Annotated in this window: 13 protein-coding genes and 1 tRNA gene; 8 read left to right on the forward strand and 6 right to left on the reverse strand. The window is 68.1% G+C overall.

Going from position 1 to position 16,800, the window contains the following annotated elements; genetic code table 11:
- Window positions 1-68: 68 nt before the first annotated feature.
- A tRNA-Lys gene (locus YM304_RS02290) sits at window positions 69-143 on the reverse strand.
- Window positions 144-283: 140 nt separating this feature from the next.
- Here YM304_RS02290 and YM304_RS21785 point away from each other — a divergent pair.
- Both YM304_RS21785 and YM304_RS02300 read left to right on the forward strand, forming a co-directional pair.
- Window positions 284-922, forward strand: a complete 639-nt coding sequence (locus tag YM304_RS21785) for a TetR/AcrR family transcriptional regulator (protein WP_015440014.1) — start codon at window positions 284-286, stop codon at window positions 920-922.
- A 157-nt stretch (window positions 923-1,079) separates the two neighbouring features.
- Window positions 1,080-2,348: a cytochrome P450 gene (locus tag YM304_RS02300; protein ID WP_015440015.1), complete on the forward strand. Its 1,269-nt coding sequence runs from the start codon at window positions 1,080-1,082 to the stop codon at window positions 2,346-2,348.
- A 64-nt stretch (window positions 2,349-2,412) separates the two neighbouring features.
- Here the strand turns inward: YM304_RS02300 and soxR are convergent, their stop codons facing one another.
- The gene (gene soxR / locus YM304_RS02305) at window positions 2,413-2,895 is read right to left on the reverse strand and encodes a redox-sensitive transcriptional activator SoxR (protein WP_015440016.1); all 483 of its coding nucleotides are present in this window, start codon (window positions 2,893-2,895) and stop codon (window positions 2,413-2,415) included.
- A gap of 25 nt (window positions 2,896-2,920) precedes the next feature.
- Here soxR and YM304_RS02310 point away from each other — a divergent pair, with 25 nt between their 5' ends.
- On the forward strand, window positions 2,921-4,621 hold the full coding sequence (locus YM304_RS02310) for a Rieske (2Fe-2S) protein (protein ID WP_015440017.1): 1,701 nt from the start codon (window positions 2,921-2,923) through the stop codon (window positions 4,619-4,621).
- Between the two features lies 1 nt (window position 4,622).
- Here the strand turns inward: YM304_RS02310 and YM304_RS02315 are convergent, their stop codons facing one another.
- Entirely contained in the window at window positions 4,623-5,501 is an 879-nt protein-coding gene (locus tag YM304_RS02315) for a hypothetical protein (RefSeq protein ID WP_154723273.1), read from the reverse strand.
- Between the two features lie 187 nt (window positions 5,502-5,688).
- Between YM304_RS02315 and YM304_RS02320 the strand changes: the two genes are divergently transcribed.
- From YM304_RS02320 to YM304_RS02330, 3 genes are all read left to right on the forward strand, one after another.
- Window positions 5,689-9,990, forward strand: coding sequence for an FtsK/SpoIIIE domain-containing protein (locus tag YM304_RS02320; protein ID WP_015440019.1), 4,302 nt, complete (start codon window positions 5,689-5,691; stop codon window positions 9,988-9,990).
- Between the two features lie 70 nt (window positions 9,991-10,060).
- Window positions 10,061-10,630, forward strand: coding sequence for a sigma-70 family RNA polymerase sigma factor (locus YM304_RS23600; RefSeq protein ID WP_162142021.1), 570 nt, complete (start codon window positions 10,061-10,063; stop codon window positions 10,628-10,630).
- 64 nt (window positions 10,631-10,694) lie between these two features.
- Window positions 10,695-12,869: a hypothetical protein gene (locus tag YM304_RS02330; RefSeq protein ID WP_015440021.1), complete on the forward strand. Its 2,175-nt coding sequence runs from the start codon at window positions 10,695-10,697 to the stop codon at window positions 12,867-12,869.
- A 122-nt stretch (window positions 12,870-12,991) separates the two neighbouring features.
- On the opposite strand, the gene YM304_RS02335 is transcribed toward YM304_RS02330, so the two are convergent.
- Both YM304_RS02335 and YM304_RS02340 read right to left on the reverse strand, forming a co-directional pair.
- The gene (locus YM304_RS02335) at window positions 12,992-13,432 is read right to left on the reverse strand and encodes an Hsp20/alpha crystallin family protein (protein WP_015440022.1); all 441 of its coding nucleotides are present in this window, start codon (window positions 13,430-13,432) and stop codon (window positions 12,992-12,994) included.
- Between the two features lie 199 nt (window positions 13,433-13,631).
- Complete coding sequence (locus YM304_RS02340) at window positions 13,632-14,054, reverse strand: ArsI/CadI family heavy metal resistance metalloenzyme (RefSeq protein ID WP_015440023.1); 423 nt, start codon at window positions 14,052-14,054, stop codon at window positions 13,632-13,634.
- A gap of 147 nt (window positions 14,055-14,201) precedes the next feature.
- Here YM304_RS02340 and YM304_RS02345 point away from each other — a divergent pair, with 147 nt between their 5' ends.
- A complete protein-coding gene (locus YM304_RS02345; protein WP_015440024.1) occupies window positions 14,202-15,251 on the forward strand; it encodes an ABC transporter ATP-binding protein in 1,050 nt (349 codons plus the stop codon).
- The gene (locus YM304_RS02350) at window positions 15,248-16,003 is read left to right on the forward strand and encodes an ABC transporter permease subunit (RefSeq protein ID WP_015440025.1); all 756 of its coding nucleotides are present in this window, start codon (window positions 15,248-15,250) and stop codon (window positions 16,001-16,003) included. Before YM304_RS02345 ends, YM304_RS02350 begins: the two co-directional genes overlap by 4 nt.
- 108 nt (window positions 16,004-16,111) lie before the next feature.
- Here the strand turns inward: YM304_RS02350 and YM304_RS02355 are convergent, their stop codons facing one another.
- Window positions 16,112-16,786: a Crp/Fnr family transcriptional regulator gene (locus YM304_RS02355; RefSeq protein ID WP_231897617.1), complete on the reverse strand. Its 675-nt coding sequence runs from the start codon at window positions 16,784-16,786 to the stop codon at window positions 16,112-16,114.
- Window positions 16,787-16,800: the final 14 nt, after the last annotated feature.

Genomic DNA, 16,800 nt, shown 5'->3' on the forward strand with positions numbered 1-16,800 from the left:
GCCAGCGACGGACGGGAGCGACGGACGGGCCGAGGCGCCGGCGATCGCTGGGACACGGTGCTCGTGGGTGGTGCCTCCCCAGGGGCTCGAACCCTGAACCAATGGATTAAAAGTCCACTGCTCTACCATTGAGCTAGAGAGGCGTGGTGCGGCCCAGAGCGTATGCGCGGATCTGCCCGGTCACAGCAGTCGATGTGCCCGACTCGCGGAGATGTTGCGATTACATGTCATTCTGCAGCTCGTCCGTCATGCGCTCCAGAGTTTGTCACCTAGACTGACGAACATGGCCTCTTCGCAGACCTCACAAGTTGCCGACGGGCGCTCGGCGCGACGTGAACGGAACCGCGAAGCGGTGATCGACGCATTCATCGACCTCATCATGAACGGTGAGAACGACCCGTCGGTCGACGACATCGCCGACAAGGCGGGCGTGTCGTATCGCTCGGTGTATCGCTACTTCGAAGATCGCACCGACATGATGGCGGCGGCCGCCGACCGGGCGATGCAGTGGATTCGTCCGCTGCTCGTCGAGGCGTCGGGTCCGTACAAGGCCAACGATCCGCTCGACCACCGCATCGATGCCGTGGTCGACGCCCGGTCGGAGGTATACATGCAGATCGCCGAAGTGCTGCGCACCGCACTGCTGCGCTCGAACAGTGAGCCCTTCGTGGCCAACGAGCTGTACCAGGCGCGTGAGCTGCTCCGCGAGCAGATCAACGTCCGCTTCGCCAACGAGCTCGACGCGTTCTCGCCCCGCGAGCGCGAACTGCGCCTCACCTCGATCGACCAGACACTCCAGTTCCAGTCGCTCGAATACGTGATGCACGATCGTGGACACACCCGCGAAGAGCTCGAGCGGTACCTCCGCGGCCAGATCCGCCTCGCGCTGATCACGCCCGAAGCCGACCTCGACCCCCGCTGACCTGCCGCCGAACGCGGCGTCGTCGCGCGTCGAACCGGGCCTGAAACGACGTTGCTCCGTCTCGCCCGCGGGCGGGTTCATCGTCCTACCATCGGCCCATGAGGGGCTCCGATCACATCACCCGAACCCGAGCGCTGACCCGACGCGGAGCGTTGCGATGATCGAGCCGCTCGACTCCGTCGACGAGGTCGACTTCTTCGACCCCGCCACCAACGACTGCCCGTACCATGCATACCGGACCCTGCGCGAGGACGCGCCGGTCTGGCAGGACCCGCGCACCAAGATGTGGACGCTCACGCGCTACGAGGACGTGAAGCGAGCGGCCCGCGACGTCGAGGTGTTCTCGTCGGTCAAGCCGCGCGGGCGCGTCGACCCCAACGCCGCCCTGACGCGCCAGATGTACGAAGACAAGGGCTGGGTTCCGGGGCGCACGCTCGCCGGCCGCAACGACCCCGAGCACAAGGAGATGCGCGCGCTGTTCAGCCACGCATTCCGCCAATCCCGGATCACTGCGCTCGAACCGCAGATCATCGAGATCGCCGACGATCTGATGAGCGATTGCATCGCCGCTGCGGTCGAGACCGGTGACTGCGACTGGGTGAAGCGGATGGCGGTGCCGCTCCCGCTTCTCGTCATCGGTATCCAGATGGGAGCGAACCCCGACGACATCTGGCGCATCAAGGCGTGGACCGATGCGTGGGTGCAGCGTCTGGGGATGATGCAAACGCACGACGAAGTGGTCTGGTCGACCGAGATGGAGATCGAGGCGCAGCACTACTTCCAGCCGATCTTCGAGCGCCTGCGCGAGCAGCCCGACGAGACGCTGCTGTCGGATCTGGTCAACACCGTCATCCCGGAGTGGGGGCGCACGCTCACCGACGAAGAACTCCACGCCGAGATGATGGCCGACACGTTCGTCGGCGGTTCGGAGACCACGACCAACGCGATCAGTCAGGGCCTGAAGCTGCTCGTCGAGCATCCCGAGCAGTGGGCGAAGCTCAAGTCCGACCCCGAGCGCTACCTCCCCGTACTCGCCGAGGAGGCGATCCGGCTCGAAGGCCCGGTCCAGACGCTGTTCCGCTACACGACGCGCGATGTCGAGGTGTCGGGCACGACGATTCCGGCCGGCTCGATGGTCGCGATGCGCTGGGGATCGGCGAACCGCGATGCCGACGTGTTCACCGACGCCGATCGTTTCGACCTCGACCGACCCGACTACAAGCAGCACGTGGGCTTCGGGTTCGGCACCCACTTCTGTCTCGGAGCGCCGCTCGCCCGACGGGAGATCATCCACGCGTTCCGCGCGCTGGTCGACCGCGTCGACGACGTCGCCTTCGTGGAGGGCGCCAACGACTTCCGCATCGCGCCCAACTACGTGCTCCGAGCGCTCGAAGAACTCCACGTCACGTTCACGCCGACCTCCTGAACACACCCGCCGAAGCCAGTTCGGTTCGGAGGGAACCGCTTGCGGGACGAGTGCGACAACGCGATCAGGGCGGCGTGTCGCCGAGCAGCCAGCGCGGGCCGCTGCCGTGTTGGGCCGCGGTGTCGACGGGGTTGTAGAGCGCACACGCATCGAGGCTGAGGCAGCCGCAGCCGATGCACCCGTCGAGCTTGTCGCGCATCGACTCGAGGAGTGCGATCCGTTCGTCGAGCAGCGGGCGCCAACTCGTGGCGAACTTCGCCCAGTCGCGTTTCGTGGGCGTGCGACCTTCTGGGAGGGTGGCCAGCGACCGCTCGATCTCGCTCAGCGACAGCCCGATCCGCTGGGCCACCTTGATGAAGCTGACGCGGCGGAGCACGTCGGCGCGATAGCGGCGGTGTCCCGACTCGTTGCGATCCGACGTGATGAGACCATTCGCCTCGTAGAAGCGGATCGCCGACGTGGCGAGGCCGGCTCGCTGGGCGACCTCGCCGATGGCGAGCAGCCGCGACCTTTCGGCCCGTGTGGATCGACCCTTGACTTCAACCATTGTTGAAGTCTTACGGTGTGCCGACATGACCGCAACACCCAATGCCGCAACACCGAACATCACCGCGACCGACGCCGAGCCGGAAGCCGAGGCTCGGCAGGCTCCCGTGGCCGATCTCGCCGACCTCGCCGACGGGTCGATGAAGATGCTCAAGGTCGACGGCCATCGCGTGTGCCTCGTGCGCACCAGCTCCGGAGTCCACGCGCTCGACCACGCCTGCCCGCACGAGGGCTACGGGCTCACGCAGGGCAACCTCGACGGCGACGTGCTCACGTGTGCGTGGCACAACTGGAAGTTCAAGGTCACCGACGGGACCTGCGTGCTCGGCGAGGAAGCGGTCCGCGTGCACGACGTCGACGTCGACCCCAACGGCGAGATCCGGGTCACGCTCAATCGGCCCGACCCGCAATCGCTCCGGCCACAGCTGATGGCGAGTCTGCGGCGCGGTACCGAGAAGCACTACGTCGGTCAGATCGCTCGCGACACCGTCCGCCTCCTCAAAGCGGGAGCCGAGCCTGCGGAGATCATGTGGGACGCGGCGGAACACGGCCTCCCGCGCGCCGAGTACGGGTGGGACCACGCGCTCGCCTCGGCGACCGACTGCCTCGCCATGGTCGATCTGTACGACGGTGACGAGCGGGCGCTTCCCCTCGTGCAGGGCGTTGCCGGCATCGCCGAGACCGCGCGGGATCGACGAGTTCGGGAGCTTCCCGACCCGACGAACGACGCGAGCGTCGTGCATCACGAGGGGTTCCGTGCCGCCGTCGAACGAGAAGACCTCGACGCGGCGCAGGCGATCGTTCGAGCGGCGGTCGCTCGCGGCGACGGACCAGCCGACCTCGTCGACTGGTTCAGCGGTGCCGTGTCGGATCACCACCTGTCGTACGGCCACGGCGCGATCTATTCGCAGAAGGCCTTCGAACTCCTCGAGATGGTCGGGTGGGAGCACGCCGACGCGGTGCTCGGGCACCTCACTCCTGCGATCGTCTACGGCACGCGCGAAGACACGTTGCCGTACATGAAGCCGTTCATGCGGGCGCTCGCCGAACTCGATCTCGACGCGCTGGCCGCCGAGGCGGCCAACGCCGCGACGCCTGACTGGACCGACGACGGGACCTTGCGGTCGGCGCTCCTCGGCTCCGACCGCACCGCGCCGGTTGCCGCGGCGGTGCGTGCCGTGCGTGACGGTGCAGGCATCGACGGTCTCCTCGATGCAGTCGTCGATGCCGTCAGCGAGCGCATGCTCCGGTACGACTTCGATGGCGAGTTCGACTTCGGTGACGACTTCGGCTGGCTCGACATCACCCACGGCCTCACCTATCCGAATGCCGTGCGGTGGCTCGCGGCGCACGACGACGGACGTCGGGCGGGCGACCTGCTGCGACTGGCGATGTTCACGGCGTTCCAGGCGCACTGGACCGGACGACACGAGTGGCACACGAGCGTGGGCGAGCCGGAACAGGTCGAGCCGCTCGCCGCCGACGTCGTGGCCTACGGCGACGAACTCCAACGACGTGCACACCTCGACGGGACGACGGCGTTCATCGTCCACGCCCATGCCGTCAAGACGTCACGTGCGGCGGCGCTCGAAGCCCGCCGACGAGACACCACGCTCCCGCTCGATGCGACGGCCAGGTTCCTCGCGTCACCGAAGCTCGAACGATTCGTGGCCGCCAACGTCGTCCGGTCGATCGACTTCCTCAACGGTCGGACGCAACGCGACTGACTCACGCCGCGACGGTCAGCTGATGGTCCCACTCGAACCAGTCGGGTCCGAGCGCCGCGCGGATCGATGCGGTGGCCCGGTCGCGGCGGTTGCGAATCGTGCGCGGGGTCACTCGCTGTTCCTGTGCGAGCAGTCCTGGCGAGCCGGTGCGAGCGAGCTGTCGGATCACCTCGAGTTCGTCGTCGGCGATGCCGGCCCGCGCTGCGGCGCGTACCGTCTCGGCGAGCGCGCTGATCGGGTGGACCGGATCGGGGGTCGCCGCCTTGCGCATGAAGACGCCGTTCGGCGTCGGGATCTCGGTGAACGCCTTGCGTCGGGTCGCACGGCGGAACCCGGCCCAGACGGCGTCGGACACGAGTGAGGCGGCGACGTTGTGGCGCCGTGTCTCGATGTCGAACGAGCGGATCACCAGCCAGGCCGCGCCGATCGCGATGTCGGTGTAGTCGTCGTTGTAGGTCGTCCGCCGGAATCGCCGAGCCGACGCGATGACCCCGGGGAGAATGCGTTGGAGCACGACCCGTGCGGCCAGTTCGTCGGCGCGCGCCGCGGTGACGAGGGCACCGAGCACCTCGTCGGGATCGGCGACGTGCTCGGGGCGCCGACCAGCACGTGCGCGACCGCGTCGATCGGTTGCGGCGACCAGATCATCGAGATCGCTCGCGGTTCGCAGCGCTTGGGCGAGTGCGCTGGCGGCGCGTTGGTCGTCGACCAGATCGGGCCAGGTACGTGCCCGGCGGAGACTGGCGGGGCGCCGGTTGGCTCGGTGCCAGTCGGCATCGAGTGCGTCGAGTTGACGTGATCGCTTGACGACAGACGAGGCGTGCCGTGGCGACCTCGGCGGGCGGGTCTGATGGGTACAGGACGATGCGGAGTTGCTCATGGAGGCACCGTCGCGATTCGCCATCACCGCTCCGCTCACCGACCGGCTCAGCCGTGGGCTCACCGCCCGCTCTCAGCCCCTCACAGGGGCGACTCGGAGCTTCACAGCACCAGGTCAGCGCCCCTTTTTCGTCGTTGCGCAGAAAAATCGTTTCCGGTTCGCCCGGTTCGTGACCCACTGACCTGTCGTGGCCGAGAAACAACTCCCTCCGCTCGACGTGGTCAGCCCGACGGGTGACCTCGTCACGATCTCGCACCTCGACGGTGACACCACGGTCGCGTCGCTGGCCGCGTCGCTTCGAGTGCCCGCGCTGGGCGTCGACGGCACCGACCTCGACCAGGCGTGCCCCGTCGCTCGCACCGACGCCATCCGGAGAGGCGTGCACCTCACCGCAGCCGGATCAACGCGGGAGAGACCCGCGAGCGTCGACGACGGGGTCGAGGTGTCGTCGTCGAACGCGACCGAGGGTGAACAGCCGGAAGCGTCGACCCGCCGCTCGGTGGAAGTGGCGGTCATCGCCGGGCCCGCGTGTTCGACGTGGCACGAACTCCCCGTCGGACGCCACGTCGTCGGACGCGCACGGCATGCCGACCTCGCGATCGCGGACCCGGCGCTCGAAGCTCATCACGCGTTGATCGACGTCGACGCCGATGCGAACGTGACGTTCACACAACTGGCCGGGGCGGTGCCCGCCTTGATCGACGGCGAGCCGGCCGCTCGTGCCGTGATCTCGCGCAACGGCTGCCGGGTGATCCTCGGCGCGTCGGTCGTCGAGTTCCGGCTGGGTCGACGACCATCGCTCGGTGAATCTCGTCAGCACGGTGGATCGATCGCTCCGCACGTGACCGATCCGTGGCGCCGGATGGTGTGGCGTGCCCCCGTCGACGCTCCGACCTGGAACCGCGCGCCGATCACCCCGCCGCAGCGCGGTGACGAGCGGCCGGGACCGGCGCTGACCTCGCTCGTCGGCGCAGCCGTTGCGGCGCTCGGAGCGATCGTCATCGCCTCGGTGATGAACAACCCGATGTTTCTCGTCTTCGCGGGCGTCGGAGCGATCGCCGCACTGTCGACCTGGTGCGTGGGTGCCGCGGTCGCGGCGCGACAGCGACGCGGCGTGCGCAACGACCATCGGCGCGACATCGAGCGGTTTCGAACTGCCCTCGACGAGCTGGTGGCGGCACGCCGGGTCGTTCACGAGCGCCGCCATCGACGTGTGGACGAGGTGCTCGACCTCGCGCTCGGCGTGAGCGGCGACGTCTGGTCGACGCGGCTGCCTCCGGTGCGGCAGACCAGCGACGGGTCGGGTTCGGGCGAGCCGGACGCCGCCGACGGAGCGCCGAGCCTGGCCGCGACCATCGGCATCGGAACGGCTCGCTGGCGGCCACCGGTCGACGACGTCGGCAACGACCCCGAACTCGGTGCCGCTGTCGATGCCGCGAGTCACCTCACCCACATGTCGATCCCGCTGTCGATCGGCGACGGTGACGTGATCGCGCTGCACGGGTCGCTTGACTCGGGTCGCGCCGCGGCGCGGTCACTGATCGCACAGCTGGCGACGTTGGTCGGGCCTGCCGACTGGCGGCTCGTCGTCGTGACCTCGGCACCCGACGAGTGGGCGTGGACCAACTGGCTACCGCACGCGGTGGCGGCCGGTCGCGCGGTCGTCCGTGCCGACGACCGTGAACAGCTCGCCGGCGAACTGGCGTCGATCGATGGGCGACGCCGAACGCTCGTCGTCACCGATGAACCGACCGCCTTCACCACACGAACCGGGCCGCTGCGTCGCATGCTCGCCGCGACGGGCGCTGCTTCGCTCGTGGTCGTCGACACCGAGGCGACCGTGCCGGCCATCTGCCGGCGCGTCGTCCGGCTCGGCGCCACCGGTCGGGCGCACCTGGTCGGCGAGACGCCGGCATCCGACGACGCGGTCGACGTGCGCGTCTGCGGCATCACCGCGGACCTCGCCGATCGAGTCGCGCGACGACTCGCGTGTCTCGTCGATCCCGAAGACGACGACGCCGACGTCTCGGGGGTTCCCGGTGCCGTGTCGTTCGCCGACGTGGCAGCCTCGGCCGTCGCGTCCGTCGCGTCCGTCGCGTCCGTCGCGTCCGGCGCGTCGAGCGTCGACGACGTGCTCGCCCGGTGGGCTGCGGGTGGCCACGACCCGGCACCGCGAACACCGATCGGGTGGTCAAGCGACGGCCTCGTCGAGATCGATCTCGTTCGCGACGGGCCGCACGGTCTCGTCGCGGGCACCACGGGATCGGGCAAGAGCGAACTGTTGCGCAGCCTCGTGCTCGGCCTGGCGTTGCACGTCAGCCCCGTCCATCTCAACGTCGTCCTCGTCGACTACAAGGGCGGCTCGACCTTCGACGCCTGTGTCGACCTGCCGCACACCGTCGGATTGGTGACCGACCTCGACGACGGGCTCGCGGAACGAGCGCTGGTGAGCCTCGGCGCCGAGCTGCACCGTCGCGAGCGGATGCTGCGCAGGGTGGGGGCGAGCGACCTGGCCGACTACCGCTCGCGTGGCGACGTGGAACCGATCGCTCGCCTCGTGGTGGTGATCGACGAGTTCGCCGCACTCGCCAAGGAGCTCCCCGACTTCCTCGCGGCGCTGGTCGACATCGCGCAGCGCGGGCGCAGCCTCGGCGTGCACCTGTTGCTGGCGACGCAGCGCCCGGCAGGCGTGGTGAACGACGACATCCGAGCCAACACGAACCTTCGGCTCGCCCTCCGATTGCACGATCGGGCGGACGCCGTCGACGTGGTGGGCGATCCGCTGCCGGCGAGCTTCCCGCGGGGCGTACCCGGGCGGTCGGCGCTTAGCCTCGGCCCCGACGAACTCGTGGTGTTCCAGTCGGCTCGATGTACCGGGCCGATCGTGACGGCACCCTCCGGCGGGCTGTCGATCGCTGCGTCGACGCGTCGCAGCGGCGCGCCCGATCGCAGCGCATGCGACACCGCATCGGTGGTTGCCGAGCACGCCGTCGGACACGGCACCGACGAGGAGTTGCCGACCGAACTCGACACGGTGGCGAACTGCATCGCGGCAGCCGCTGAATCGGCGGGCCTGGCCGAGCCGCACCGTCCTTGGCTCGAACCGCTGCCGTTCCCCTTGGTTCCCGACCGGTCGTTCGCCGGTGGAATCGGTCAGGTGGACGACCCCGCCGAACAGGCCCGGCGCGTGCTCGGGTGGACGCCTGTTGACGGGAGCCTCGCGTTGATCGGCGCCCTCGGTTCGGGCACGACGTCGACGCTCATCTCGCTCGCGGCATCGGTGTGTCGAACGCATCGTCCCGACGAACTGCACCTGTACGTCGTCGACGCGCGCGGCGACGACGGTCTCGGTGCGCTCGCCGCGCTCGCACACTGCGGTGGGGTGGTGCGAATCACCGAACACGAGCGGCTGCATCGGCTGTTCGCTCGGCTGGTCGAACTGATCGACGCACGCTTGTCGGGCGGAGCGCGCGACGCCGACCCGGCATCGGTGGTCGTCATGATCGACGGATGGTCGGCGCTGCGGACCGCGGTGTCGCACGTCGAGCGGACCGAACTCAACGATCTCGTCGGCCGCGTCGTACACGATGGCCTGGGCGTCGGCGTCGTCGCGATCGTGGCCGACGGGTCGACGCCGGCCGCCGCGGCCCTGCCGGTCGCCGACCGCTGGGTCTTCCATCTCGACGACCCTGCCGACGCCCGCTCGCTCGGCGTGCGGCTTCCGGTGGGCGACGGCCGACCCGGCCGCTTGCGCATCGCGTCGAGCGGCCTCGAAGCACAGGTGGCGGTGGGCGCCGCCGGCCTCGCCGAGATCGCATCGCGCGACGCAGACGGGTCGGGCCCACCCGCGGTCGGCACGTTGCCCGACGTCGTCACGGCGTCGAGTGGTTGGACGAGCGCCGTCGACGGGTCGGGCGTGAGGTTGACGATCGGGATCGGAGGTGACTCGCTGTTTCCCGACGGGCCGACGGTGCCGCACGGCGACCCCGTCTTGGTCGTGGGAGCAGCGCGCACCGGCGTCACCACCACGGTCGAGCGATGTGTGGCGGCGTGGACGGCAGCGCACCCGCTTGCCGTGCTGCGAATCGATCGGCGGACGTCCGTCGCCGCCGCCGCCGAGTTGGTGGATGCCGCGACCGAACACGAACGGTTGCTCGTGGTGGTCGACGACGCGCACCGAGTCGACGACGATGCTCGGGGGACGCTCGCTGCCGTTGCCCGCGGCGATCATCCCGGCGTCGACCTGATCGTCGGAGCGCGGGCCGACGCGGTGCGCTCGGGCTACGGCCACTGGACCCGAGAGGTGGCCAAGGCCCGCTGTGGCATCGTCATGGCGAACCGCACGGGAGCCGATGGTGACGTGTTCGGCGTCGACCTCCCACGGCGACCGCTCGTGGCTGCACGTCCCGGGCTCGGCTGGATCGTCGACGGCGGACCGCTCCGACAGATCCAGATCGCGCTCGAAGGAGCAGGTTCGCCAGCGCGCTGACTCCCCAGAACTGACATTGTTGAGAAATGTCGGAACCAACCAGCTGTCTCGTGCGTTTGAGGGTGTGATCGTGGCCGAGTCCGAGCTTCCCGCACCGTCGTCAGCATCGTCATCGTCGTCGGCCGCGCCGGCAACGAGCGCCGACGCCTCAGCGTTCGACACGGTTGCGCTCACGTTCGACGGGTTCTTCGCCGACCACTACGAACGCATCGCCCGTGCGCTCGCCGTGTCGCTCGGCGACGACCACTTGGGTCGCGATGCCGCGTCGGAGGGTTTCGCCAAAGCGTTGCAGCGGTGGAATCGTGTGCAGCAGTACGCCAACCCCGCCGGCTGGATCTACCGCGTCGGCCTCAACTGGGCTCGTTCCCGTCGCCGCAAGTCACGACGCGAAGTCGCCCGTCCGGCATCGGTGCTCGACGGCGCGGTCACCGAGTTCGGCGATCACGAACCCGGCCTCGCACCGGCACTCGCCCGACTCTCGGTCGACCATCGCGCCGTCGTGGTCGCCCGCTACTACCTCGACTGGTCGGAAGCACAGATCGCCACCGCCCTCGACATCAAACCCGGCACGGTCAAGAGTCGGCTGAGCCGAGCGATCGACGAACTCGCCACGTCGCTCGGCAGCGACTCGCACCGCTGACCAGACCCATCTCACACCCGACCCCAGCGTCTCCACAACGCCGTCATCTCAGAAGGACATCACGATGAGCAACGAACCCGAAGCACACACCACTCCCGACGCCGCCGACAATGTTCGCGCCGCGGTGTTCGGCGCCGCCGAGAACGTCGACATCGGGTCGCTCAGTGACCCGCTCGGCGAGGTTCGCGCCACGGTGCATCGTCGCCGGCGGCGTCGCAACGCGCTCGTCGGCACCGCAGCGGCAGCCACCCTCGTGGTCGGAGGCGTCGTGGTGGCCAACGTCGTGAGCGACGACGGGAACGGCGATGAGCGGATCGTGTCGGCGCCCGCGACCGACCCGGTCGTCACCACCGGTGAAGCCGACGACGCTCCTGCCGTGACCGCACCGGTCGACAGCACCGCACCCGTCACCGCTCCGGTCGTCGAGGTCGGTTCGGCCGGCACCGCCATCGCCGAGACGATCGCTCCCGCCGAGAGCTTCGTGGCGGGCAGCTATCAGCAGATGGTCCCGTGGAAAGACGGCTTCCTCGTCATCGGTCAGACCCAGGCCGAGCAGGCGTTGCCGACCGAACTCCCCGACGAGATCAACGAGGCGTTCCCGCCCGAGGTCGTCCAGTTCTTCGAAGACGCGGGCGGGCTGCCGCCGACGATCAACGAAGCCATTGCGATGCTGCAGGAAGCGGGACTGTACGACGTGGTCTCCGATGTCGTGTTGAACAACCCGGAGGTGTCGGAAGCGATCTACTCCGTCCCGATGGCTCCGCCCGAGCCCTTCGCTCGGGTGTCGGACGACGGCATCACCTGGACCGACATCGCCCTCGACATCTCGTTCGACGAGTACGGCGACCGGCGCGTGTTCAGCACCGGCGACCGGCTGGCCGTGGTCTCGCTGGAGTACGAGCCATTCGACCCCACCACCACATCCACCCCGTTGCAGCACGCACCGCGCGCTGCAGCCATCGTCGTGCAGACCACGACCGATCTCGAGACCTGGTCGGTGCAGCGCACCGAAATCGCAACGAACGACGCCGAGCTTCCCGACTACATCTACGAGAACACCTACCTCAGCAGCGTCGGCGTCAACGACGACCGGTGGGTGGCGACGATCGAGAGTTACCAGGAGGCCGACTACGACGCGCTGCTTCCCGACGACTTCGATCGCTCCTTCATGGACAGCCAGTACGGCTGGGGGATCTACCACGACGCCGACGGTCTCGTCATCGACGTCTACGACGAGACCGGAGGGAGCGAGCAGCGTCGCTTCTCGTGGAGCGAGCTCGGGTTCACCGAGGTGCCGCCCGGCATCGACACGCATTTCGATGGCGGCAACCAGCGAGCAACCAGTTGGTCGGCTCCGTGGGGCGGCGATGCAACGGCGACCCCGATCAGCGGACTCGTCTACGGCTCGATCACCGGCTTCGACGGTGGCTTCATTCGGCAAGGCGAGGTGCTCCGCCACTCCACCGACGGGGTGACGTGGACCGAGATCGATCGGCCCGACGCATTCGGTTGGATCAGCACGGTCATCTCCGTTCCCGACGGTCTGATCGGCTTCTTCCAGCAGGAGGACGGCTCGACCGACGTGCACCGACTCGACCTGACGACGCTCACGTGGTCGCCGGTCGACGAGCCGTCGGTTCCCGACGGGTTCTCGCCGTGGAGTGACGGATCGGCCGGTGGCGTCCTCTACTCGATCGAGAACTACCAGTACGACGACGTCGTTGAGCCCATCGAGATGGAGCCGTTCGAGGTGTCGGTGCGCAACGACGACTACGTCCTCGACGGGATGTTCGACAGCCTGACGCAGTCGTACACGGTGACCGACATCCTCACCGGCGACGTCGTCGTGTCGGAGACCGTCGACGCCGGCCCCTCCGAGTTCGAGTACCTCGTCGAGGTCGGTGACACCGTCGAGATCGTGTCGCCCGAGACCGGCGATGTGCTCACCGTGTTCACCGCCGAGCGGTTGGAGACGATGGAGACGTCGGCCGACGACGTGTCGCCGCCGACCGTGGTCACCTACGAGGAGATGCCGGCCGACATGGAGTACGTGCAGCCGGAGCTCAACGTGTTGGCGACGAACGGTGAGGAGTGGATCAACCAACGACTCGATCTCGGCACCCCGGAGCCCAACGACGCCGGATGGTCCGACGTGCTCTATCCCAACGAGGTCGTGGTCAACAACGACATCGTGTTGATCTCGATGTCGGACGGATCGTTCGTCCGACTCACGTTCTGATCGACGCAAGCCCCTGAGACGGGGCCCAGTGTTTCCCCGGACGCGGCAACGCCCGGTCGAGCCTCACGGCACGACCGGGCGTCGTCGAGTGTTCGCTCAGAGGGGGATGAGCGAACGAGGGGTCAGGTGGAGCTCGCTTCGATCGCAGACGCCTTGGGGGAGGCGCTGTTGATGCTGATCTTTTTCGGCTGGGCCTGTTCGGCGACCGGGATCCGAAGCGTGAGGACGCCGTCGGTGTAGTCGGCTTCGATCGCATCGGCGTCGAGTCCGTCGCCGAGGGTGACCTGGCGTCGGAACGTGCCGCGGCGACGCTCGGCCAAGTACAGCTGGTCGTCGTCGTTGCGCTGCCAGTTGCGTTCGCCGGTGACGGTCAACACGTTGCGCTCGACCGAGACGTCGAGGCTGTCGGCGGCGACGCCGGGGAGGTCGAGGTGGACCCAGATGTCGGAATCACGCCGGTAGGCGTCCATCGGGATCGGGTTGCCAGAGCTGGCGGTTGCACGCCCGGACAACTGGTCGAAGAGCGAATCGAGCTCACGGAATGGGCTGTTCATGACAAGCATTGCATCTCCTTTGTCACGTGGGTCGTACTGTCTGTGTCGTCGGAACCTGATGGCCTCGACGTGAAAACAATGATAAGCACATCATCAGAAAGTTGACAACCATCGACTCAGGAAAATCTGGGTGCGGCTCGGAGACGACTCCGAGCCGCACGGGTCGTGAGGGTCTGCGCGGCGTTCGTGGCCGCCGGGAGCAGGCCGGTCAGCAGCAGGAGGTGGCGACGGCTTCGTGTTCGAGTTGGTCGTTGTCGCCCGTCTTCACGTACCACTCCCAGCGAGCGCCCTCGGGCGACTCCATCCAGGTCTCGGTCTTGTCGGCGAAGCAGCACACGGCATCTTCGACGCCGGTGGTCTCGATGCCGGCGCTCGAGATGCGTGCTTCCGCGGCCACGACTTCGTCGGCGGTCTCGGTCTCGACGCCGAGGTGGTTGAGGTGCATGAACGCACCGTCGGCGACGTCGGCTCCGTCGGCCGTCTCGAACAGCACCAGCTTCAACGGCGGGTTCTCGATGGCGAAGTTCGCGTAGCCGGGCTTGGTCTTGTATGGCGAGGCGTCGAACATCTTCGAGTAGAAGTCGATCGCTTCGTCGATGTCGCTGACGTTGAGGGCGAGTTGTAGGCGCATGATGTCTCCAGTGTCGGATCAGGCGGGCTGATCGTGGTTCGATGCTCGAGTGAGCCATCGATGATGTTCGATACGTTACCAATCGTATCGATGATCGTCAATATGAATGTGCAACATTTCGCACGGCCCGAGGCGTAGTGTCGCCTCGTGATCGAGGTCAGAAACATCACCAAACGGTTCGGCGACGTCACGGCGGTGAGCGACCTGAGCTTCGACGTCCACGACGGTCGCGTCACCGGCTTCCTCGGTCCGAACGGTTCCGGCAAGAGCACCACCATGCGCTGCATGCTCGGGCTCGACCAGCCCCAGTCGGGTGAAGCCCGCTTCGCCGGCAAGCTCTACACCGAGCTCACCAACCCGCTGCACGAGGTCGGCGTGCTGCTCGACGCCGGCTACGTCCATCCGGCGCGCAGCGGCCGTGATCACCTGCGGTGGATGGCGACGTCCAACGGGATCGGCATCGAGCGCGTCGACGAGGTGATCGACACGGTCGGTCTGTCCGACGCCGCCGGTCGACCGGTCAAAGGGTTCTCGCTCGGCATGCGCCAGCGCCTCGGCCTCGCGGGGGTACTCCTCGGCGACCCGCACACGATCATCCTGGACGAGCCCGCCAACGGACTCGACCCGGAGGGCATCCGCTGGATCCGTGATGTGCTGCGGCACCTCGCGTCCGAAGGGCGCGCCGTGCTCGTGAGCAGCCACCTCCTCTCCGAGATGGCGCTCATCGCCAATGAACTCGTCGTCATCGGGCAGGGTCGCCTCGTCGAACAGGGTCCGGTCGACCAGTTCGTCGAGCGCCACTCCGACGCCTGGGTGCAGGTGCGGAGTCCGCAACTCGCGCAGCTCGTCGACCTCGTCCAGGCCGATGGCGCTCGCGCCCGGCCCGTCGACCCGGCGGCCCCTGCTGCGGGTGCCGCGCTCACCAACATCTCGATCGAGCAGGTCGGCGCACTCGCCGCGGCGAACGGGGTGGTGCTGCACGAACTCGTCGTGCGTCGCGACTCGCTCGAAGACGCGTTCCTGCGAGCGACGGCCGGCGTTCAGGAGTACCGGTCGGGTGTGCCCGAGGTCCAGTCGATGCCGCCCGCCGCGCCGCCGACCGCCCCGCCGTCGGGGATGCCGACACCCGGCGGACCGCCACCGGGGATGCCGCCCGGTCCGCCGCAGACCGGATCGTTCGACGGAGGCGTGTCGTGAACAACCTGCTGCGTTCCGAGTGGATCAAGCTCCGCACCGTGCCGCTCCACATCATCCTGTGGTGCATCGCGGGCGGCTTCGTCTTCGTCATCACCGTCCTGGTCGGGGTCTTGACCGGGTCGCCGCGCTTCTTCAGCGCCGCCGACCTCGCCAACCTCGTGGGCGGCACGTCGATCGTCGCCGGGCTGCTCGTGAGCGTCGTGTCGGCGCTCGCCATCACGTCGGAGTTCGCGCACGGCACCATTCGACCGACGCTGGCGGCCACGCCCGACCGGACGAAGGTGTGGGGCGCCAAGGCCATCCTGCTGCTCGTCACCGGCGTCCTGATCGGTGTGATCGTCGTCTGGGCCTCGTACCTCGTCGGCATGGTCATCCTCAACATGCGCGACGGCGACATCGGCATCTCGGGTGACGACGGCAGCCTCGCCGTGCTGGTCGGTACCCCGTTCCTGTTCGGCATCCTGGCGATGTTCGGCTACGGGCTCGGTCTGCTGCTGCGCAACTCGCCGGCCGCCGTGTCGATCGCGATCCTGTGGCCGCTGCTGATCGAGACGGTGCTCGGCGGTGTGCTGAGCATCGCCGGCGTCGACGACCCGGTTCGCTACCTGCCGTACCAGTCGGCGTTCGCCCTCGCCGTCGCCGAACCCGACGACCTGGTCAACGGGCGCGTGGGCGGAGGGTTGTTCTTCGCTGTGGTGGTGGCGGTGCTCGTCGCCGTGGCGGTGGTGATCAACAACCGCCGCGACGTCTGAGGCGCCGCTCCGTCAGTGCGACCGCTGGACAGCTTGTTTCTTTTTGTCCCGGTCCGAGGGAAACAAGCGCTTGTTTCTTTTCGTCCCGGTCCAGGGGAAACAAGCGGGTCAGCGGGCGCGGAGTTCGAGGCGGTCGCGCTGGGTGATCTTGTAGGTGCGGTCCTGCTGCTCGAGCCATCCGAGTCGGATGAAGCTGGCGATCGCCTTGTTGACGCGCTCGCGTGACGCGCCGACCATGCCGGCGAGTTCTTCCTGCGTGACCGGCAGCGTGAACTGATCGGCGCCGTCGGCGAGTTCGAGCAGACGCTTCGCCGTGCGGCCGGTGACGTCGAGGAACACCGAGTCGGCGAGTGCTTCGTCGGTGACGCGGATGCGCTGCGCGAGCAGCCGGGTGACGTTCCAGAGCAGCTTCGGGTACTGGTCGAACATCGAGAGCACCGGCTCGAACGGGATCTCGAGCACCGTCGTCGGTTCGAGCGCACGGGCCATCGCCGAGCGCGGTCCGTCGTCGAGCATGCCCATCTCGCCGAACAGGTCGTCGGGTTCCATGAGGGCGACGACGCTCTCGCGCCGGTCGATCGGGTTGGCGATGGCGATGGCCAGACGACCCCGCAGCACGAGGTACAGCGCCGCCGGTGGGTCGCCCTCGTTGAAGAGGACGTCACCTCGAATCAGGTGTCGTTCATGACCTGCAGCCGATACGGCCCTGAGTGCATCAGGATCGGCATCGGCGAAGAAGTCGGTTCGGGCGAGGATCTCTTCATGGGCCATGACGCTCGTCACGGTACTACCCTCCG

The sequence above is a fragment of the Ilumatobacter coccineus YM16-304 genome, assembly GCF_000348785.1.
Lineage (GTDB): Bacteria > Actinomycetota > Acidimicrobiia > Acidimicrobiales > Ilumatobacteraceae > Ilumatobacter_A > Ilumatobacter_A coccineus.

What these genes read in the sequence shown, in the direction of transcription:
- YM304_RS21785 (WP_015440014.1), top strand. Translation starts at nt 284, where the DNA reads ATGGCCTCTTCGCAGACCTCACAAGTTGCCGACGGGCGCTCGGCGCGA.
- YM304_RS02300 (WP_015440015.1), top strand. Translation starts at nt 1,080, where the DNA reads ATGATCGAGCCGCTCGACTCCGTCGACGAGGTCGACTTCTTCGACCCC.
- soxR (WP_015440016.1), bottom strand. Translation starts at nt 2,895, where the DNA reads ATGGTTGAAGTCAAGGGTCGATCCACACGGGCCGAAAGGTCGCGGCTG.
- YM304_RS02310 (WP_015440017.1), top strand. Translation starts at nt 2,921, where the DNA reads ATGACCGCAACACCCAATGCCGCAACACCGAACATCACCGCGACCGAC.
- YM304_RS02315 (WP_154723273.1), bottom strand. Translation starts at nt 5,501, where the DNA reads ATGAGCAACTCCGCATCGTCCTGTACCCATCAGACCCGCCCGCCGAGG.
- YM304_RS02330 (WP_015440021.1), top strand. Translation starts at nt 10,695, where the DNA reads ATGAGCAACGAACCCGAAGCACACACCACTCCCGACGCCGCCGACAAT.
- YM304_RS02335 (WP_015440022.1), bottom strand. Translation starts at nt 13,432, where the DNA reads ATGCTTGTCATGAACAGCCCATTCCGTGAGCTCGATTCGCTCTTCGAC.
- YM304_RS02340 (WP_015440023.1), bottom strand. Translation starts at nt 14,054, where the DNA reads ATGCGCCTACAACTCGCCCTCAACGTCAGCGACATCGACGAAGCGATC.